We start from the raw sequence: 16,256 nt of genomic DNA on the forward strand, positions 1-16,256 counted from the left end.
GTCAGTCCTCCCCGCGCACGAGGGTGAAGAAGTCGACCTTGGTCGCCGCCGTCTCGGCCCGCGCACCGGCCGATTCACTGGAAAGCCGCGCCCGCACCGGGGCCAGCGCATCCTCCACCGCCGCGCGCCGCGCCTCGTCCTGCCACAGCGCATCGAGAATGGCGGACTGGCGCGCCGCCTTCACGTCGCGGCCGAGCCGATAGGCGAAGCCGCTCGCGCCGCCCTCCAGCCGCACCGCCGCGCGGGCCACCGTCGCCTCGCCGAGATTGAACGGCGCGCCATCGCCCCCGGTCCGCCCGCGCAGCATCACCAGCCCGACTTCCGGTGGCTTGAGGTTGGACGCGGCGGGAAGCGGGGCGAGTTGCGCCAGGATGGCGTCCAGTTCAGTCGATTCCGCCCGCGCCATCACCGCCATCATGCCTTGCCGCGCAGTGCGGCAGGCGTTGGCGTCGCGGGGGTCTGCTGGGGAAGGCTGCATGTGGGGATCCGCGCCTGACGTGCCGTAAAGGCCGTTTACATTTCGGCGGATTTGTATATTCATCTATACAAACAGGCAAGCGCAGTTTTCGCACCGCGGTGAAAATATGGACCCGACCAACGACAGCGCCGTGACATCGCCCCTCTCCCCGGCGGAGGACGTGGCGCGCGGCACCGGCGTCTCGCTGTGGAAGCAGATCGCCGAGCGGATCGAAGCGGAGATTGTGGAGGGCCGCCTCACCCCCGGCGCGCGCCTGCCGACGGAGAACGAACTGGCGGAGCGCTTCGGCGTGAACCGCCACACGCTGCGCCGGGCGCTGGCCTCCCTCACCGAGCGAAGGTTGATCGAGGCGACGCCGGGGCGCGGCACCTTCGTGAAGGAGCCGCCGATCCGCTACCCCATCAATGCCCGCACCCGCTTCTCCGAGATCGTCTCGCGCGAGGGCCGCGCGCCCAGCGGCCGGCTCATCGGCTCGCGCGTCGAGCCCGCCTCGGCCGAGATCGCGCAGGCACTGGGCCTCGCCCCCGGCGCCGAGGTGCTGCGGGTCGATGTGATCCGCGAGGCGGACGGGGTCCCGATCACCGTCGCCTCGCACTGGTACGAGGCCGACCGCTGCCGCGACCTCGACCTGCTGGTCGCCGCCACCGGCTCGGTGACGCGGGCGCTGGAGACGCTGGGTCTCGGCGATTATCGCCGGCTTGAAACCCGCATCACCGCCCGCCCCGCCGACGAGGAGGATTGCCGCCTGCTCGCTCTCCCCTCCGGCCGCACCGTCATGGTAGTGGACGCCATCAATGGCGATCCGCAGCGCCGGCCGATCCAGTATTCCCACGCCCGATTCTGCGCCGATCGCGTGCAGCTTGTCGTGAAAACCTGAAAGGACAGAGCATGGCCGCCCTCACCCGACTTGAGGATTTGCGTGCGCTTTATGGCGAGGTGCGCGAGCGCAGCCGCCGCAAGGTGCTGCCGGCCATCGACCCGCATGCGCGCGCCTTCATCGGCTATTCGCCGCTGGTCATGCTCTCGTCCATGGGCGCGGACGGGCGCGCCGACGTGACCCCGCGTGGCGATGCGCCGGGCTTCGTCGCGGTGGAGGACCCCGCCACGCTGCTGATCCCCGACCGGCCCGGCAACAACCGGCTCGACACGCTGACCAACCTGATCGGAAACCCGGCTGTCGGCCTGCTTTTTCTCATCCCCGGCGTCGACGAGACGCTGCGGATCAACGGCCGGGCGGAAATCCGCGACGATGCCGAACTGCTCGCCCGCTTCGTGGTGAACGGCAAGGCGCCGACCACAGTGCTGCGCATCGCGGTGGAAGAGGTTTATCTGCACTGCGCCAAGGCGTTCATGCGCTCGGGGGCGTGGCAGCCGGAGAGCTTCCTGCCGCGCGACCGGCTTCCGAGCATGGGCGAAATGATGCGCGACCAGCTCGGCATGGCCGGCGCCGAGACGCAGGCGGAGATGCTGGAGCGCTACCGCGCCACGCTTTATTGAGGGGCGCCGGCGTCCCCCTCGCGCCAGATCACTCCTCGCGCCAGAGCACTTGCGGGCCGATATCGGCCAGCGTGCGGCAGCCGGTCAGCACCATCGCCACCTCGAACTCGCACCTCAGCAGGTGCAGCACATGGGCGACGCCGGCCGGGCCGGCGACCGCCAGCCCGTAAAGGCAGGGCCGCCCCACCAGCACCGCGCTCGCGCCCAAGGCCAGCGCCTTCAGCACGTCCGTGCCGCGCCGTATGCCGCCATCCATCAGCACCGGAACCCGCCCGGCGACCTGCCGCGCCACGGCGGGAAGCGCGTCGAGGCTGGCCGGCACCGTGTCGAGCACCCGGCCGCCATGGTTGGAAACGATCAGCCCGTCGACGCCGTGCGACAACGCCGTTTCGGCGTCGTCCGCCGTCATGATGCCCTTGAGCAGGATCGGCAGCAGGGTGAGCGAGCGCAGCCAGGCGATGTCCTCCCAGCGCGCCGCGACATCGAGAAAGCCCCGGAACATCAGGCTCTCGCCCAGCGCGGCTTCGGCGATATGGCGCGTGTGCAGCCCGCGCAGATTGGCGTGCTCGGAGAGCTTCGGCCCGACATAGCCCGCCCGCTGCTCGCGGTTGCGCAGGCTGTGAACCGGCGCGTCCACCGTCACCACCAGCGCGCCATACCCCGCCGCCTCGGCACGTCGCACCAGTTCGGCGGTAAAGCCGCGATCATGCTGGATATAGAGCTGGAACCACAGCGGCGTGCGCGCCGCGCGGGCGATCTCCTCCAGCGTGACGTCGGATTCGGTGCTCGCCACCATGCCGGCCTTCGCCCCGCCGGCCCCGACCACGGTGGCGATCTCCGCCTCCGGCACGGCGAGGCCGTGATGGGCGGTGGGCGCGACCAGTATGGGATGGGCGAAGGACTGGCCGAACAGGGAGAGCTCCGTGCCGCCGCCCTTGAAGTTCCCCAGCACACGCGGGGCGAGCCTCACCTTCTCGAACGCCGCGCGGTTCCAGCCCAGCGTCGCTTCATCCGCCGCGCCGCCGGAAAAATAAGCGTAGGCCTGCGCGCTCAGCCGCTCGCGTGCCAGCGTCTCGTAATCCTCCAGCGCCACCACGCCCGGCGGTATCGCATAATCGCTCGGCATGCTGTCCCCACTGCCCCGGTGCCGCTGTTCGGCGCGGCCCGTGCGCTTCATAGTCGCTTGTGGGCGATGATGCAGCATCAGGGCGTCGCGAACGGCCCATTAACCGGATGGCGCCATGATGGGGCGACAGGAAACGGGGATCTAGGGCGATGGACGACGAGCGCCTGCGGGGCGAGACGCCCGGCCTGTCGCTGCGCGAGGCGATCCGCACCGCCCGCATGGAGGCGGCCGAGCGTTCCGGCGTCATCGTCGAACTGCGCGATGCCACCCTCGCCCGGCTGTCGATGCTGAACGAACTGCTCGACCCGGTCTTCGCGCAGGTGCCGCTGGACCATGTCGACCTGTTCGACCGTGGCCTGATGCCCGGGGAAATTCCGCGCCTGTTCATCGACATGGTGGCCCATGTGACGCTGGCCCGCGACCGCCGCACCTACCGCTTCCTGCAGGACACCCGCTCGGGCCGCCATGTGCTGGCCGAGAGCACCAACCCCAACGACATTGTCGATGCGGTGACGCGCTATATCGCCCGCCGGCTGATCGCCCGCGAGCAGGCGATGGTGAGCGTCGGCGTCCCGCCGGAAATCGAGGCCGCTTTGCCGCATCCCGCGCCGCACCACCCCGTTTCGGGTCCGCCCGCCCCGACAGGGAACCGGCGCGGCGGCGCCCTGCCCTTCCTGCTCGGGCTGATTCTCGGGGCGCTCGCCATCGTGGCCTTCGCGACCCTCTATCCTGAAATCACCGACCGCTTATTGCCGCGGTGAGGACCCGCGTGCTGCGCGCCGCGACCGTCGTCTCGCCCCGCTGGAAGCCGCGCGCCTCCATGGTGCAGCGCCACGGGAAGCCGGCCCCGCCGACCCGCTCGATGCGGTAAAGATGATAGCCGCCCGGCCAGTGGCGGTCTTCCGGTCCGGCGGCGAAGGACGGCGCCTCGACGACGGGGATCAGCCCGGAATTCGGGCCGGGGATCATCTCCACCATCGGCACATGGTCGTGCCCGCAAATGACCAGCTCGGCGCCATGGCGGGCGAGCACGTCGCGCACCGCCGCCTCGTCGATCAGCCGCTTGTGGCCGGCGCGGATGCCGGCCGGCGGGTGATGGATCATCACCACGCGAAACAGACCTTCGGCGCCGAGTTCGTCCAGCACCGCGCCGAGCCGATCGCGCTGTTCGCGCCCGACCTTGCCGGTCGCCATGAAAGGGTGGGTGGGAATGGCGCTGGAAACGCCGATCAGCGCCACATCGCCGCGACGGCGCACAAAGGGGAAGGCGCTCTCGTCGGTGACGTCGCCATTGACGCCGTCACCGCGCATATAGTCGCCCCAGTTGAGCAGCGAGTGATGGGCGGTGGAGCGCACATAGGCATCGTGATTGCCCGGCACCACCGTCACATCGGGCCCCTCGCCCAGCGATTTGAGGAAGTTGAGCCCGGTGGCGAATTCGGCGGCGAGACCGACATTCACCAGATCGCCGGTCACAGCGATATGATCGGGGGCCATCGCCTTGATGTCGTCGACCAGCAGGTCGATCGTGGCGATGGAGAATCGTCGCCGCCGTCCGCGCCGCCAGTTGAGCACGCCCAGCGCCCGCTTTCCCGCCAACTCGGCGAAGCGAGCGCGCGGCAGCGGTCCCAGATGGGCGTCGGTGACATGGGCAAGGACAAACACGGGAGTTTCCTTATCAGTCCGCGGAGGGGAAAGGAAAGCACCAGCGGTCACGCTTTTGCCAGTGTGCCCCCGCCCATGCCGGTGTCGCGCCGGCTTCTGGTGCGCGTGCTGCATCTGTGGGGACGATGGACGCGTGGTGTCACGCTCGGCGTGCGCGCCGTGGTGATCGACGCAGACGGTACCGTGCTGCTGGTGCGCCATACCTACGTGCCGGGCTGGCACCTGCCGGGCGGCGCGGTCGATCCCCACGAGACGGCCGAGGCGGCGATGATCCGTGAACTCTTCGAGGAAACCGCCGTCACCCCCACGGCGCCGCCGCGCTTGCACGGCCTGCTGCTGAATCTCAACCTGGGGGCGCGCGACCATGTCGCGGTCTATGTCGTGACGCATTTCGAGCGGGGGACGGCACGCGTGCCGAATCGCGAGATCGCCGAAATCGGCTTCTTCGCCGCCGACGCCCTGCCGCCCGACACCACCCCCGCCACGCGCCGGCGCCTTGCCGAAGTGCTGGAAGGCCGGCGCGCGCCGGCACATTGGTGAGGCCGCGGGGTGAAGCCGTCGGGGGCAACGCGCTTTCCCGCCTTGACACCGTCCGGGCCGCTTCCTTATATCGCGCCACTTCGCAGGTCGGCCGTCACGGGACAGTGAGGCCGGTTTGTTGTGGCGGGGTAGCTCAGCTGGTTAGAGCACGGGAATCATAATCCTGGGGTCGGGGGTTCAAGTCCCTCTCCCGCTACCACAATAAAGCGAAGCAAATTCAATAACTTAGAGACATTGCAGCGGGCCTGAAAAGGCCCGCCATGTCGCATCCGTGTTGCAAGTCAGTTTCGTTGATTTACAACGGTTTCCGACGGGGCGCGCCAACTCCACGCGACATGGAATGCGACATGGTCGGCCATGTCACGGCAGCGCGCCGACCGCGCGCAGCACCATCTCAGCGCGGGTCGACGGCTTAGGAACATCCCGCCAGGTGTGGCCGTCCGCCCCTGATTCCGGGAAGTGAAACCCCGCTGCCAGCGTGCCCTGCGGCACCCATCGCGCCGCATTGGCAGGCGGTAGGCTGGGATACAGCTGGACACCCAACAGCTGGGCCTCGAAATGCAGCCATTCCCGGTAGGCTTCGAGGATCTCGCGTTCGGTAGGCGTGATTCCGGCGATTGCCGGCGCTGTGTTGCGCGACATGGTGGTTGCTCCAAACGATTTGTTAAGGCAAAGTCGACACGAAACTTGCAACTTGCTTCGATTGAAGTCAACATGATTTTAGCAATTTGGATGAAGCCCAATGACCCCCGAACAATGCCGAGCTGGTCGAGCCCTCGTGGACTGGTCGCGAGAGCGGCTTGCCGATGCCTCGAAGGTCTCCCATCGGACCATCGTTGATTTCGAGCGAGGCGCGCGTGCGCCACGCGCGGGAACCCTTGAGGCACTGCGACATGCCCTTGAGGACCTCGGCGTCGTCTTCCTGGCGAGCGGCGAGGTGAAGGACGGCGGGCCGGGTGTCAGGCTGAAGAAGGAGGGATGACGACAAGCCGTTCTCCCTAGTCGGGTGGCTCACGGCAGGTTGGAAAGGCCGACCATCATTCAGGAGGATCGACTTCGCTTAACATGGCGTCGTTTGCTTCGATCCAACGCTCGAGTTCATTGATTAAGTCCGGCCATACAGAATTGTACTCAAATTCAAACGCGCCCATGCAGATATCCATTAGATCTAAATGGTCAAACACAAGGGCGTTCCATCTATTTTCGAATTTAGTCGCGTAATCACATCGAATAATTCGGGGATAGCCGTATATAACGCCCTCATAATTTGGGTGGGCGACTTCGGAAAGGCCTGCATATATTTCAGTCAATCCCGGATAATTCTTCTCAACCTTTTCTATAATGGTAACTATATTGATGGATTGAATGCTCGACGTCGTCCGGCGAGAACCCAACAAAAGCTGGCTCGTCTTCCGATTAAAGTCTTCGAAGGGTAGTTTCCCCTCGATCACCATTTGAGTGATCTGATTCAGATGAATCAGAAGTGCAGCGGTCTCGAACCCGCTTCGCAGCAGAATGCGAGCGCCCAGCCCGTGGCCGTCCTCGAACAGCGCATGCGATTGCATCATCAGGTCGTGAACCCGCCAAAATAATCCCTCCCGAAGAGCGACCGAGCGGAACGGCGATTTCCACTTGTAGACGACAGGATTGCGGGCCAGCAGCCCGGCGACCTCTATGGTCGCTGGCAGCGATGCCCCCCAGGAAGCGAGCTTTTCTTCGACAGTGTTCATGGATGCCGACTTTATCATAATCCGCGGGCATGAGGCGCTAAGCCTCCCAGCGGGCGCGCCAGGCGCGCCTGAGGCCTGCCCTTTACGGAGGTTTGCCGCGCGGTACGGCAAACCGGCCCTAAGGCCTCCAGTTCGGCCAGATTGCGATCGATCAGCTGGCGGATCACTCGGGGGCGGGCCAATCCCAGCCGCTTGCCTATGTCGAGGTCGCGAGCGACGAGCGTCGTCGGATCTATGCCAAGTTCACGCGCTGCTGCGCGTACGCCACCTTCGGGGCGGCCGGGTTTCGGCTCAAGTTGAGCCGAAACCTTCTCGGCACTCAGCTTCAGCCACAGCGCGACCTGCTCGTCCCGTTCCAGCGCCGTCAGCTCGGCACGGTGGAGGTTCTCGCGATCTCCCAAAGCTCCGGGCGCCGCGCTCCGTCCAGAGGATGAGATGCGGCGCGCGCTTGTCGACTGACCCACTCACAGTGGGTGAGCTCTTGAAAGCCTTCAGCGCAGCGCCGCGGAGGTAGCCGACCCCGGCTTTGTCCGCCGTGCGCTGGACGAAAAGCTCGCCGCCGGCCAAGAGACCCGGGCCGCAGCCGCACGACAAACCGGTCCACTGGACTGAGCGTGTCCCGCGCCGGTGTGCAGCCATGGCTCGGCGCACAGAGGGCAAATCGTGATCGGCGCTGCTGCCGGAACGAGATGTTACACGCCTGCGCGCGACATCCTGGCGATGGCTGCAAAGGCGATGTCGAAGGCCATAGGAGATTGTTCAAAAAGGCGCCAAAGGTGCTCCGTTATCCGCTTCTGGACTCCTAGGCGCCGGCAAAGGCAGCTATGCTGAATTCAATGAGCACCGCAGCACACGCCTCACAACCGAGACCGGACGTGTACATCACGGACGAGCTGTCGCGACGCCCGTCCACAGCGCCTGATTATCTCAAGGAAAAGCGGGCAATTCAGTTGCTCGCGGCCACGATGGCGAATGAGCCGGATCGGGTTTTGCCTCGATTCGTTGAGCTCGCGATCGAGCTGACGGGTGGCAGTTCGGCCGGCTTGAGCCTTTACGAGCCGGAGCCGGCGCCAGGCCAGTTCCGCTGGGCCTATCTGAAGGGCGTGCTCTCGCCATTTGACGGCGCGACGACGCCTCGCGATTTCAGCCCATGCGGTGTCACTCTGGACGAGAACCGCCCTGTGCTGTCCCTTCATCCGGAGCGGATTTATGATTGGATTTCGGACGCCGGTATCGTCGTGCCTGAGGTCTTGCTTGTCCCCCTGCATGTGGGGGACGCAGACGCCCTCGGGACGCTGTGGATTGTGTCGGAGCAAGAGGGACATTTCAACAGCGGCCATTCCCGGATAGCCGAGGAATTGGCGGCGTTCGTGAGCGTCGCGCTGCAGATGCTTCGTTCTCAACAACGCCTGTCTCGCGCGCTTGATGAACAGGAAACCCTCACTCGGGAGATGGGTCATCGGATCCAGAACCTGTTCGCGATGGTGAGCAGCATCCTGCGCAACAGCGCCCGTATGGCATCTGATAAAGAAGATCTCGCGGAAAAGGCGCTTGGGCGCCTTCATGCTCTCTCCACAGCGCATGGCCTTGTGAGACGGACCTTTGCTACGGGCGACGAGGTCCCCGTTATCGCTGATGTCCGCGAGTTGATCTTGGCAATCTTGGCGCCGCACGACGTGGCGGACAGCCGCTTCGACATCCGCGGCCCCTCATTGGCGTGCGGGGAGCGGGCCATCAATGGCCTTGCATTGACCATGCATGAGCTCGCGACGAATTCGACCAAATATGGCGCTCTCAGCAGCGACGAAGGGAAAGTCGAGATCACCTGGGCGGTGCGCGAGCAACAGCTCGAACTCGACTGGCAAGAGACGGGTGGACCGTCCATTTCAGGCCCGCCGTCCACGTCGGGTTTTGGATCGAAGCTGGCAAAGCTCACAATTGAACGGCAGTTCGGCGGTTCGATCAGCTACGACTGGCGCCGCACCGGCCTGGCGGTCCGCTTATCCATCCCTATTGAAGCGCTGACTTCGTAGAGGACGCTTTGGCACTACGCCGCAACCCGCGACCGCAACGAGATGCTGTCGCTGACGGATATGTGGAAGGCGGCGGGCGAGCCCGAAACGAAGCGCCCGGCCGAATGGCTCCGGCAGGACTCGACGAAGGATTTCATCGAAATCGTCATGGTTTCAAATGTGGGCCAGAACCACATTTCGACGCGCCGTGGCAACAATGGCGGAACCTTCGCGCACTGGCAGATCGGCCTCGCCTACGCGAAGTATCTCTCGCCCGAGTTCCACATGTGGTGCAACGAGGTGGTGCGTGAGCGGCCAGGCCGGACCTTTCGCGAGAACCGCGAGCGCTTCGTCGAGGGCGAGGATTTCGCCACGCTGAACCAGCCGGACGAAATTCGTACGCTTGGTTTCACGCGTCCGCAGGGTGGAACGCCGGCCACCGTGATCCATCACGCGTCGCGGCTATCTGAAGCTCGTGAAGCCGCTCACCGATGATCGAGCCTGGGAAGTGCAGGGCGAGATGATCAATTCAGACCTTCGATCCGCCGCAGCACGCTTTCGATACGGGTCGTTACGGCCTCAATCTGCGCAGGGTCCTCGCTGACGGCCGCTGTCATTATCTCATCGATCAGGGCGTCGATCTCTGGCCCGTTGGCGTCACGAGTAGAGTTCAAAAATTCGATCGCCGACAGAAGGGTGTCAAGCACTCGAGGAGGATCGATGTTGAGCACAATCTCGCGTGCTAGCGGTGTCTTCAAGCTCTGGTCCATGATCCCGTCCCCCTCGCTGTCGAGGATACGGGATCGGCAGGGCGTCGGTCCATCCCGACCGGATTGCATTAAGGGACGAGGGAACTGGTCGGCTTCAGAAAACGGACTTCGGAACCGGTGCCGGTAAGGCTGCGCAAGACGACCTCATGAGTGCTCCCGTCTTGAAGCGCCAGCGACGCTCGACCCTCTTCAGCCGACAGCATCACATTCAAGGATGCCTCGATCTGTCCGGTGACCACGATCTCGCCTGCGTCCAGCCCCTTGGTGAGGCGGCAGACAGTGAGAAAATACTCCGCCTTTGTCGGCGGGTGGTCATCGGCATAAAGGGTACCAATACCTTGCAGGCGCCGGATGACTTGCATGGGCATTTGTCTCCTTGCGCTAACACTTTAGCGCCCCATCGCCGCTCCAACCTGCAACATGGAAGAACGTTCCGTGAGGGCATGCCCCTGTCGCACAAGACGTAGGAGCAAAAGTCCGCCGGCTCGGCGACAACGCCTCCCACGGCATGCGGTGCACGAGCGCGGGCAAGCGCCGCGCCATGCTGCGGCTGCTCGACGATGCGGAATGGACCGCGTGGAGCGATCGATAGATCGCGCGTCCGTCAGGACTGTCCAACTCCTCTTCTGGCGCTTCGCCGCGATAGCCTGCGCCTTTCGGCTATCGAAACGCAAAAATGGCCCCGCCCTCACGAAGGAGAGCGAGGCCAACGAACATCTGATGGTGAAACTTGCGCTAGCCCGCGCCCGATGTCGCGGCCGCCCATCCTCGCACAGGAGCCCCGCGCGGTGATTGCCGACAGGCTCGGCTTTTCGATAGGGGCGGTCGGGCGGTTGCTGCATGTGCTGTGCGTCATGCCGCTTGATCCGTTGTAAGAGCGGGAGGGGCCGGCCCTCCGAAACTGAGTCCCCGACCAACCCGCGGCGATATCCCTATTTTTTCGAGTTTGCGCCAAAATGCAAACTTGCCTATGTTGAGCATCACAATGAGCGAAGAGCCCCGCACTCCCGGCCAACTTATAACCGAGCTACTCAAGGAGCGCGGCTGGACCAATCGCGTGCTCGCGATTGTTCTCGAGGTAAACGAACCCATTGTGAGCCGGATGGCCAGCGACAAGCGCCCCATTGATGCTGCGATGGCTATCGCGCTGGAGGATGTATTCGGCGTTCCTGCGCAGAGATTCATCGCCTTGCAAGGCAGCGTCGATCTCGCGAAAGCGCGAATCCTGTCGCGACCTGATCCCAAGCGCGCTGTGCGCGCCAAGATCTACGGCTATCTGCCAGTGGCGGAGATGGTCAAGCGCGGATGGGTCGACGTCGAGGGCATGCGAGACCCTGAAGCGGTCGAGGCCGCGCTTAGACGGTTCTTCAAGGTCAACCGGATCGAAGATGTATCGGCCTTCGCTTTTGCCGCGAAGAAGACAGGCGCGGGCGGCGGTGCCAGCCCAGCCCAGCTCGCTTGGCTCCATCGAGTGAAGATGATCGCGAGCGAAATGCTGATAGGCTCCTACTCTCCTCAGAAGGTCGATGAGGCCATCGCCAAGATTTCCCCGCTGCGTGCGCATCCCGAGCATATGGCTCGCGTTCCGAGGATCCTTGCTGAGGCTGGTATTCGCTATGTGGTGGTGGAAAGTCTGCCGGGTGGCAAGATCGATGGCGCCTGTTTCTGGCTCGACGAGCGCACGCCGGTTATTGGCATGTCCCTTCGCTTCGATCGAATCGACAACTTCCTCTTTGTGCTGAGGCATGAGCTTGAACACGTTCGTCGGCGCGACGGCATCGAGACGCCAGTTATAGACGTCGATGTGGGGCGTCATGCCGACCATGAACTGGAAACCCAGGAACGCGTCGCCAACGATGCGGCGCGAGAGTTTTGTGTCCCGCAGAGGGACATGGACGCTTTTGTCGCCCGCAAGGCTCCCTACTTCTCTGATCTGGATCTTATCGGCTTCGCGCGCGTGCTGAAGGTCCATCCAGGTCTCGTAGCCGGACAGCTTCAGTTCCGGACCGGCAGATACAACCACTTCCGCAGCCATCTCGCGACAGTTCGTGAATTCGTTCTTCCCACCGCCGAGGTGGACGGCTGGGGCAACATTCACCCGATAGAAATGTGAGGGTTTAGACGTTGGCAGGAAAGAAACAGCTTCAGCAGATCATTGCTTTTTACCGCCTGAAGACAGGCGAAACCGAACTCGATCCTCGGAAGATGGCCGAGTTCGCTGCCCGGAACGGGGTTGCGCTGCCGGATCCGAAAGACCCTCTGGACCTGCTGGCGCGAGAAATCAGTGCAGCGGCTCGTGAAGAACTTCGCCGAGACGAAACCACGAATCGGCCATATCGAGCCTACCACTCCCTGCCGATCCAGCACCCGGATGGACAGGTGTCTTTCGTATTCGTTGACATCGAGGACGCTACCCGCCCTCAGATGCATCGCTCGCTGACAAAGCGCCGTGAGCAGATGGTCGGCGACGCGGTGCATCTGATCTACGACGCCGACCGCTGGAATTCTCAAAACCCGCACCTTGCCCCCATCCAGATCGCCTTGGACTTCGGCCCGGACGTCGAATGGCGGAAGGCAATGGATGAGATGACTGATGAGAGTGCGGAGGGCAAGGAGGACTAGCGGGCGATGACATCGCCGGACGCTCACCCGCTGATCCTCAGCCAGTGACGCACAGCGTTGACCGCCTTATCGCCCGCCCTATCGGCTCCCGCCCCTCAAGCGTCGCGATGCCGTAAAAGCCGGGGAGGTTCACCCGCTGCCGCAGACGCCGACAACACAGCGCGCGGATTTCGTGTTGGCGTCTCTCGACCCCGTATAGCCAAGCCGCCGGCCGTATCCATGCCGACAGCCCCTTGTGGGACACCTTCCGAGCGTCATCCTCTTTCGACTAGAACTGGCCAGCCTTAACGCTGGAAGGGCGGCTGGGAATCGCCACTTCCCCCTGATCCGTAAGAGTCGGGAACTCGCCGGCATTCACCAGCGCTTCGATCGGCTCAACCGGTGTGCCGGATGTCTCTTCGACCGAGAGCAGCGTCTCGGGCCGCCCTTCCTCGATCGCCAGAATCTCCTTGGCCTGGACCCAATGATCCTCAGCCCGGCCTTCCGGGCGGCCTTCCTGCTCCCAGATCTGGTGGGCCCGCGCGCGTATGGTTTCGTCACGTTCGTCCATGGAGTTCCTCCCGCTTGTTTAGCGAGAACGCGCTGTAGGCCCGGACCGTTCCGGCCGGAACCGGCGACACCGAGGCACGTTGAGCGTCAGTCGTGCGGAGGCGCGTTCATCGACATGGCAGAAAAAACCACCATCCGGCGCCTGGCGCGCCGCTTCGATCTCAAGATCGTCTCACCCGCAAGTCTCACGATCCGCCGCAAGCGTCGCGGACGTGGCTTCAGCTACGAGACCGCCGACGGCGTACAGCTGAAGGACGCTCAGGAACTGGCAAGGCTGCGCGGCCTCGCCGTGCCGCCGGCCTACCGCAATGTGTGCTTCGCCGCTGATCCGCGCGCCCATCTCCAGGCGATCGGCGAAGATGCCGCCGGGCGGCTGCAATACCGCTATCATCCGGATTGGACGCTGGTGCGCGAGACGTTGAAGGCCGACCGGCTTTCCGGCCTCGCGCAGGCGCTACCTCGCATCCTGCGCTGTGTACGCCGGGAATTGCGCCAGCCGTCGTCTCCCCGCCGCTTCGCGCTCGCCGCCGTGGTGCAACTCGTCGCGCTCACCGCGATCCGCGCCGGCAGCGAGGAGTATGTGCGTGAGCACGGCACGCGCGGAGCGACGACGCTGCTGAAATCGCATCTGCGGCTCAACGACGACGAGGTGGCACTGGCCTTCAAGGGCAAGGGCGGCAAGACCATCCGCAAGCAGTGCCGCGACGCCGATCTCGCCCGGGCACTTGCGCGGCTGAAGGAGATTCCCGGCGTGCGCCTGTTCAAATACCGGGGCGAGGATGGCGGCGTTTACGCGGTACGTGGCGCCGACGTGAACGCCTTTCTGAAAGCTATCAGCGGGCAGGCAATCTCGCTGAAGGATTTCCGCACCCTCACCGCATCGCTCGGCGTGCTCGATCGGCTCGGCCGGCTGGAGCCGGCCGGAAATGAGCGCGGCAGGCGTCAGCAGATCCGGCAGGCGATCGCCCCCTTGGCCGACGAACTCGCCAACACGCTGGTGGTCTGCCGCACCAGCTATGTCCATGATAGCGTGATCTCCGCCTTTGAGGCCGGCACGCTTGCCAAGTCCGGACCCGAGGCGCGCTCCCCCCTCGCGCGGATGCAATTGCTGTCCGAACTCCTGCGGAGCAAAGGCTGCCGCCCGGGATGCGCTCGAAAGAGCGTCAGCCGCGGCGCAGCGGGAGCGGCCGAGGCGATGGCGCCATAGTCCCCAGCCGGCCAGACAGAAACCGAACCGCACCTCGTATCGGTGTCGGCATCACCGTCTGCCGCAGCGTGCGCCTTGCCTATTAGCGGCATTCCTGTGGCGCTTCTCTGCGCTGATTTCGGTCTCAACCCCGACAACGTCGGCGCCTCGCCGCGCAGTTCTGCGCCGCCTGCTCGATGGAAGGCTCGCGCTGCAATTTTCTGATCATGGCGCGAGCAGCTTGGCAACGTAGGCCATGGCTTCCTCAGGGTTTCAGCACGACCTTGATGCAGCCATCGTGCTTGTCGCGGAACGTCTTGTAGAGATCGGGGCCCTCTTCCAGCGTCGCCCGATGAGTAATGACGAAAGACGGGTCGATCTCGCCCTTCTCGATCCGCTCGAGCAGCATGGGCAGATAATGCTGCACCGGCGTCTGGGCCATGCGGAAACGCAGGCCTCGATTGATCGCCGAGCCCATCGGCACCTTGTCGAGAAAGCCGCCATAGACGCCGACAATGGAAACGGTGCCGAAGTTACGGCAGCAATGGATCGCCTGGCGCAGCACATGCGGGCGATCGGTTCCCATGAACAGGGCGGTCTTCACCCGGTCGAGCACGGAATCGGCACTGGCCGTTGTATCTGCTTCGGTGCCCACCGCATCGATGCAGCCATCCGCCCCGCGCCCATGGGTGAGTTCCATGATGCGCTCATAGATATCCTCTTCGTGGAAATCGAGCGTCAGCGCGCCGCCGGCCCGCGCGAGCGCGAGACGCTCGGGCACGGTGTCGATGGCAATCACCCGCTCGGCGCCGAGCAGGAAGGCGGAACGGATCGCCATCTGGCCGATCGGCCCGCAGCCCCAGATCGCGATCGTGTCGCCCGGCTGGATCTCGCAGAATTCGGCGGCCATGTAACCGGTGGGGAAGATGTCAGACAGAAAGAGAACCTGCTCGTCGCTCAGCCCGTCCGGCACTTTGATAGGCCCGACATCGGCATAGGGAATGCGCAGATACTCGGCCTGACCGCCGGCATACCCGCCCAGCAGGTGCGAATAGCCGAACAGGCCGCCGGGGGAATTGCCCCAGAGCTTGGCCGCCTTCTCCCGGTCGGGGTTGCTGCGCTCGCACCCGGAGAAATAACCCCGCTTGCAGAAGAAGCACTCGCCGCAGGAGATGGTGAAGGGCACCACAACGCGGTCGCCGACTTTCAGCTTGCTGTTGCCGGCACCGACCTCGACCACTTCGCCCATGGTCTCATGGCCGAGCACGTCGCCCTGCTCCATGCCGGGAATGATGCCGCCATAGATATGAAGGTCCGACCCGCAGATGGCGCAGGCGGTGACCTTGATGATGGCGTCGCGGCCATCCTCGATCTTGGGATCGGGTACGCTCTCGCAGCGTATGTCGCCCTTGCCGTGCCAGGTCAGCGCTTTCATGGGCTCCTCGAAGGTTCAGGGCGGCACCTCGCCGCATTTGGACTATTAGGCAGGCAAGGCGGGCGCCAACCATCCGGCCGGCGCCCATACACCCTCACGCGGCCTTGAGGGCCTTCTGGTTTGCGACTTGGTCGGCCAGCGCCGACAGACTGTCGTCGGTCAGCGACTCTTCCTGGAGCGTCGCGTCCAGCAGCTTGACGGCGTCCTTCATGCCGAGCACTTCGGCCCAGCGCTTGAGCGTGCCATAGCGAGCGATCTCATAATGCTCGACAGCCTGGGCAGCTGCGACAAGACCGGCGTCGAGGGCCGGCTGGCCCTTGAATTCCTCAAGGATCTCTTCGCCTTCCTCGAGGATGCCCTCGATGGCGGCGCAGGTTTTGCCCTGCGGGCGCTTGCCGAGCAGCTCGAATACCTGCTGAAGGCGCTCTATCTGGCCTTCGGTTTCATCCCGATGCTTCTCGAACGCCGCCTTCAGCTCGGGCGACTGCGCGCCCCGCGCCATTTTCGGCAATGCCTTCACGATCTTGCGCTCGGCGTAATAAATGTCCTTGAGGGTCTCGTGAAAGAGTACTTCGAGGTTTTTCTCGGCCATTTCCAATCTCCGTGCGTTTCTCTCCCAAGCTCGAGCGGAGAACCGCGTGAGAAG

Annotated in this window: 20 protein-coding genes, 1 tRNA gene and 1 pseudogene; 11 read left to right on the forward strand and 11 right to left on the reverse strand. The window is 64.5% G+C overall.

Features of this window, described 5'->3' with window-relative positions; all coding sequences use genetic code 11:
- Nucleotide 1 precedes the first annotated feature (1 nt).
- Nucleotides 2–478 carry a phosphonate C-P lyase system protein PhnG gene (gene phnG / locus EV667_RS14785; RefSeq protein WP_131836064.1) on the reverse strand — a complete coding sequence of 159 codons (477 nt, stop codon included), beginning with the start codon at nt 476–478 and terminating at the stop codon, nt 2–4.
- A gap of 106 nt (nt 479–584) precedes the next feature.
- On the opposite strand from phnG, the gene phnF reads away from it, so the two are divergent.
- Together phnF and EV667_RS14795 are read left to right on the forward strand one after the other, a co-directional pair.
- Nucleotides 585–1,355, forward strand: a complete 771-nt coding sequence (gene phnF / locus EV667_RS14790; protein WP_131836065.1) for a phosphonate metabolism transcriptional regulator PhnF — start codon at nt 585–587, stop codon at nt 1,353–1,355.
- A gap of 11 nt (nt 1,356–1,366) precedes the next feature.
- Nucleotides 1,367–1,975, forward strand: coding sequence for a pyridoxamine 5'-phosphate oxidase family protein (locus tag EV667_RS14795; protein WP_131836066.1), 609 nt, complete (start codon nt 1,367–1,369; stop codon nt 1,973–1,975).
- Between the two features lie 28 nt (nt 1,976–2,003).
- Here the strand turns inward: EV667_RS14795 and EV667_RS14800 are convergent, their stop codons facing one another.
- Nucleotides 2,004–3,101 carry an alpha-hydroxy acid oxidase gene (locus EV667_RS14800; RefSeq protein ID WP_131836067.1) on the reverse strand — a complete coding sequence of 366 codons (1,098 nt, stop codon included), beginning with the start codon at nt 3,099–3,101 and terminating at the stop codon, nt 2,004–2,006.
- Nucleotides 3,102–3,250: 149 nt separating this feature from the next.
- On the opposite strand from EV667_RS14800, the gene EV667_RS14805 reads away from it, so the two are divergent.
- Nucleotides 3,251–3,862 (forward strand): hypothetical protein, encoded by a 612-nt coding sequence (locus EV667_RS14805; protein ID WP_131836068.1) that lies wholly within the window; start codon nt 3,251–3,253, stop codon nt 3,860–3,862.
- Here the strand turns inward: EV667_RS14805 and EV667_RS14810 are convergent.
- A complete protein-coding gene (locus EV667_RS14810) occupies nt 3,837–4,766 on the reverse strand; it encodes a metallophosphoesterase family protein (protein WP_131836069.1) in 930 nt (309 codons plus the stop codon). The genes EV667_RS14805 and EV667_RS14810 overlap by 26 nt on opposite strands.
- Before the next feature lie 75 nt (nt 4,767–4,841).
- Here EV667_RS14810 and EV667_RS14815 point away from each other — a divergent pair, with 75 nt between their 5' ends.
- Both EV667_RS14815 and EV667_RS14820 read left to right on the forward strand, forming a co-directional pair.
- Entirely contained in the window at nt 4,842–5,306 is a 465-nt protein-coding gene (locus EV667_RS14815; RefSeq protein ID WP_131836070.1) for an NUDIX domain-containing protein, read from the forward strand.
- Between the two features lie 122 nt (nt 5,307–5,428).
- Nucleotides 5,429–5,505 (forward strand) — tRNA-Met (locus tag EV667_RS14820).
- A 161-nt stretch (nt 5,506–5,666) separates the two neighbouring features.
- Here the strand turns inward: EV667_RS14820 and EV667_RS14825 are convergent.
- Complete coding sequence (locus EV667_RS14825; RefSeq protein WP_131836071.1) at nt 5,667–5,948, reverse strand: hypothetical protein; 282 nt, start codon at nt 5,946–5,948, stop codon at nt 5,667–5,669.
- 136 nt (nt 5,949–6,084) lie between these two features.
- Between EV667_RS14825 and EV667_RS14830 the strand changes: the two genes are divergently transcribed.
- Nucleotides 6,085–6,288, forward strand: coding sequence for a helix-turn-helix domain-containing protein (locus EV667_RS14830; protein WP_342636722.1), 204 nt, complete (start codon nt 6,085–6,087; stop codon nt 6,286–6,288).
- A 55-nt stretch (nt 6,289–6,343) separates the two neighbouring features.
- Here EV667_RS14830 and EV667_RS14835 read toward each other — a convergent pair whose 3' ends face one another.
- Complete coding sequence (locus EV667_RS14835; RefSeq protein WP_131836073.1) at nt 6,344–7,036, reverse strand: hypothetical protein; 693 nt, start codon at nt 7,034–7,036, stop codon at nt 6,344–6,346.
- Between the two features lie 14 nt (nt 7,037–7,050).
- Complete coding sequence (locus EV667_RS14840; protein ID WP_131836074.1) at nt 7,051–7,437, reverse strand: hypothetical protein; 387 nt, start codon at nt 7,435–7,437, stop codon at nt 7,051–7,053.
- A 474-nt stretch (nt 7,438–7,911) separates the two neighbouring features.
- Between EV667_RS14840 and EV667_RS14845 the strand changes: the two genes are divergently transcribed.
- Nucleotides 7,912–9,069 carry a sensor histidine kinase gene (locus EV667_RS14845; protein WP_245516157.1) on the forward strand — a complete coding sequence of 386 codons (1,158 nt, stop codon included), beginning with the start codon at nt 7,912–7,914 and terminating at the stop codon, nt 9,067–9,069.
- Nucleotides 9,070–9,105: 36 nt separating this feature from the next.
- Nucleotides 9,106–9,543: pseudogene (locus EV667_RS14850) on the forward strand (KilA-N domain-containing protein); the annotation flags it as partial.
- Nucleotides 9,544–9,572: 29 nt separating this feature from the next.
- On the opposite strand, the gene EV667_RS14855 reads toward EV667_RS14850, so the two are convergent.
- Nucleotides 9,573–9,818: a hypothetical protein gene (locus tag EV667_RS14855; protein ID WP_131836077.1), complete on the reverse strand. Its 246-nt coding sequence runs from the start codon at nt 9,816–9,818 to the stop codon at nt 9,573–9,575.
- 68 nt (nt 9,819–9,886) lie between these two features.
- The gene (locus tag EV667_RS14860; RefSeq protein WP_131836078.1) at nt 9,887–10,180 is read right to left on the reverse strand and encodes a hypothetical protein; all 294 of its coding nucleotides are present in this window, start codon (nt 10,178–10,180) and stop codon (nt 9,887–9,889) included.
- 623 nt (nt 10,181–10,803) lie between these two features.
- Here EV667_RS14860 and EV667_RS14865 point away from each other — a divergent pair.
- Nucleotides 10,804–11,931: an ImmA/IrrE family metallo-endopeptidase gene (locus EV667_RS14865; RefSeq protein ID WP_131836079.1), complete on the forward strand. Its 1,128-nt coding sequence runs from the start codon at nt 10,804–10,806 to the stop codon at nt 11,929–11,931.
- A gap of 11 nt (nt 11,932–11,942) precedes the next feature.
- A complete protein-coding gene (locus EV667_RS14870) occupies nt 11,943–12,440 on the forward strand; it encodes a hypothetical protein (RefSeq protein WP_131836080.1) in 498 nt (165 codons plus the stop codon).
- A gap of 268 nt (nt 12,441–12,708) precedes the next feature.
- Here EV667_RS14870 and EV667_RS14875 read toward each other — a convergent pair whose 3' ends face one another.
- Nucleotides 12,709–12,990 carry a DUF2934 domain-containing protein gene (locus EV667_RS14875; RefSeq protein ID WP_131836081.1) on the reverse strand — a complete coding sequence of 94 codons (282 nt, stop codon included), beginning with the start codon at nt 12,988–12,990 and terminating at the stop codon, nt 12,709–12,711.
- A gap of 114 nt (nt 12,991–13,104) precedes the next feature.
- Between EV667_RS14875 and EV667_RS14880 the strand changes: the two genes are divergently transcribed.
- On the forward strand, nt 13,105–14,196 hold the full coding sequence (locus EV667_RS14880; protein WP_131836082.1) for a DNA topoisomerase IB: 1,092 nt from the start codon (nt 13,105–13,107) through the stop codon (nt 14,194–14,196).
- Between the two features lie 244 nt (nt 14,197–14,440).
- Here EV667_RS14880 and EV667_RS14885 read toward each other — a convergent pair whose 3' ends face one another.
- The gene (locus tag EV667_RS14885) at nt 14,441–15,610 is read right to left on the reverse strand and encodes a zinc-dependent alcohol dehydrogenase (protein ID WP_131836083.1); all 1,170 of its coding nucleotides are present in this window, start codon (nt 15,608–15,610) and stop codon (nt 14,441–14,443) included.
- Between the two features lie 94 nt (nt 15,611–15,704).
- Nucleotides 15,705–16,202 carry a YciE/YciF ferroxidase family protein gene (locus EV667_RS14890; protein ID WP_131836084.1) on the reverse strand — a complete coding sequence of 166 codons (498 nt, stop codon included), beginning with the start codon at nt 16,200–16,202 and terminating at the stop codon, nt 15,705–15,707.
- Nucleotides 16,203–16,256: the final 54 nt, after the last annotated feature.

Origin of the sequence: Ancylobacter aquaticus (assembly GCF_004339465.1) — a bacterium.
Classification (GTDB): Bacteria; Pseudomonadota; Alphaproteobacteria; order Rhizobiales; family Xanthobacteraceae; genus Ancylobacter; species Ancylobacter aquaticus.

Coding starts and splice junctions, on each gene's coding strand:
- phnG (WP_131836064.1), bottom strand. CDS start 478: ATGCAGCCTTCCCCAGCAGACCCCCGCGACGCCAACGCCTGCCGCACT.
- EV667_RS14865 (WP_131836079.1), top strand. CDS start 10,804: ATGAGCGAAGAGCCCCGCACTCCCGGCCAACTTATAACCGAGCTACTC.
- EV667_RS14855 (WP_131836077.1), bottom strand. CDS start 9,818: ATGGACCAGAGCTTGAAGACACCGCTAGCACGCGAGATTGTGCTCAAC.
- EV667_RS14885 (WP_131836083.1), bottom strand. CDS start 15,610: ATGAAAGCGCTGACCTGGCACGGCAAGGGCGACATACGCTGCGAGAGC.
- EV667_RS14835 (WP_131836073.1), bottom strand. CDS start 7,036: ATGAACACTGTCGAAGAAAAGCTCGCTTCCTGGGGGGCATCGCTGCCA.
- phnF (WP_131836065.1), top strand. CDS start 585: ATGGACCCGACCAACGACAGCGCCGTGACATCGCCCCTCTCCCCGGCG.
- EV667_RS14875 (WP_131836081.1), bottom strand. CDS start 12,990: ATGGACGAACGTGACGAAACCATACGCGCGCGGGCCCACCAGATCTGG.
- EV667_RS14825 (WP_131836071.1), bottom strand. CDS start 5,948: ATGTCGCGCAACACAGCGCCGGCAATCGCCGGAATCACGCCTACCGAA.
- EV667_RS14815 (WP_131836070.1), top strand. CDS start 4,842: ATGCCGGTGTCGCGCCGGCTTCTGGTGCGCGTGCTGCATCTGTGGGGA.
- EV667_RS14805 (WP_131836068.1), top strand. CDS start 3,251: ATGGACGACGAGCGCCTGCGGGGCGAGACGCCCGGCCTGTCGCTGCGC.
- EV667_RS14880 (WP_131836082.1), top strand. CDS start 13,105: ATGGCAGAAAAAACCACCATCCGGCGCCTGGCGCGCCGCTTCGATCTC.
- EV667_RS14890 (WP_131836084.1), bottom strand. CDS start 16,202: ATGGCCGAGAAAAACCTCGAAGTACTCTTTCACGAGACCCTCAAGGAC.
- EV667_RS14860 (WP_131836078.1), bottom strand. CDS start 10,180: ATGCAAGTCATCCGGCGCCTGCAAGGTATTGGTACCCTTTATGCCGAT.
- EV667_RS14800 (WP_131836067.1), bottom strand. CDS start 3,101: ATGCCGAGCGATTATGCGATACCGCCGGGCGTGGTGGCGCTGGAGGAT.
- EV667_RS14795 (WP_131836066.1), top strand. CDS start 1,367: ATGGCCGCCCTCACCCGACTTGAGGATTTGCGTGCGCTTTATGGCGAG.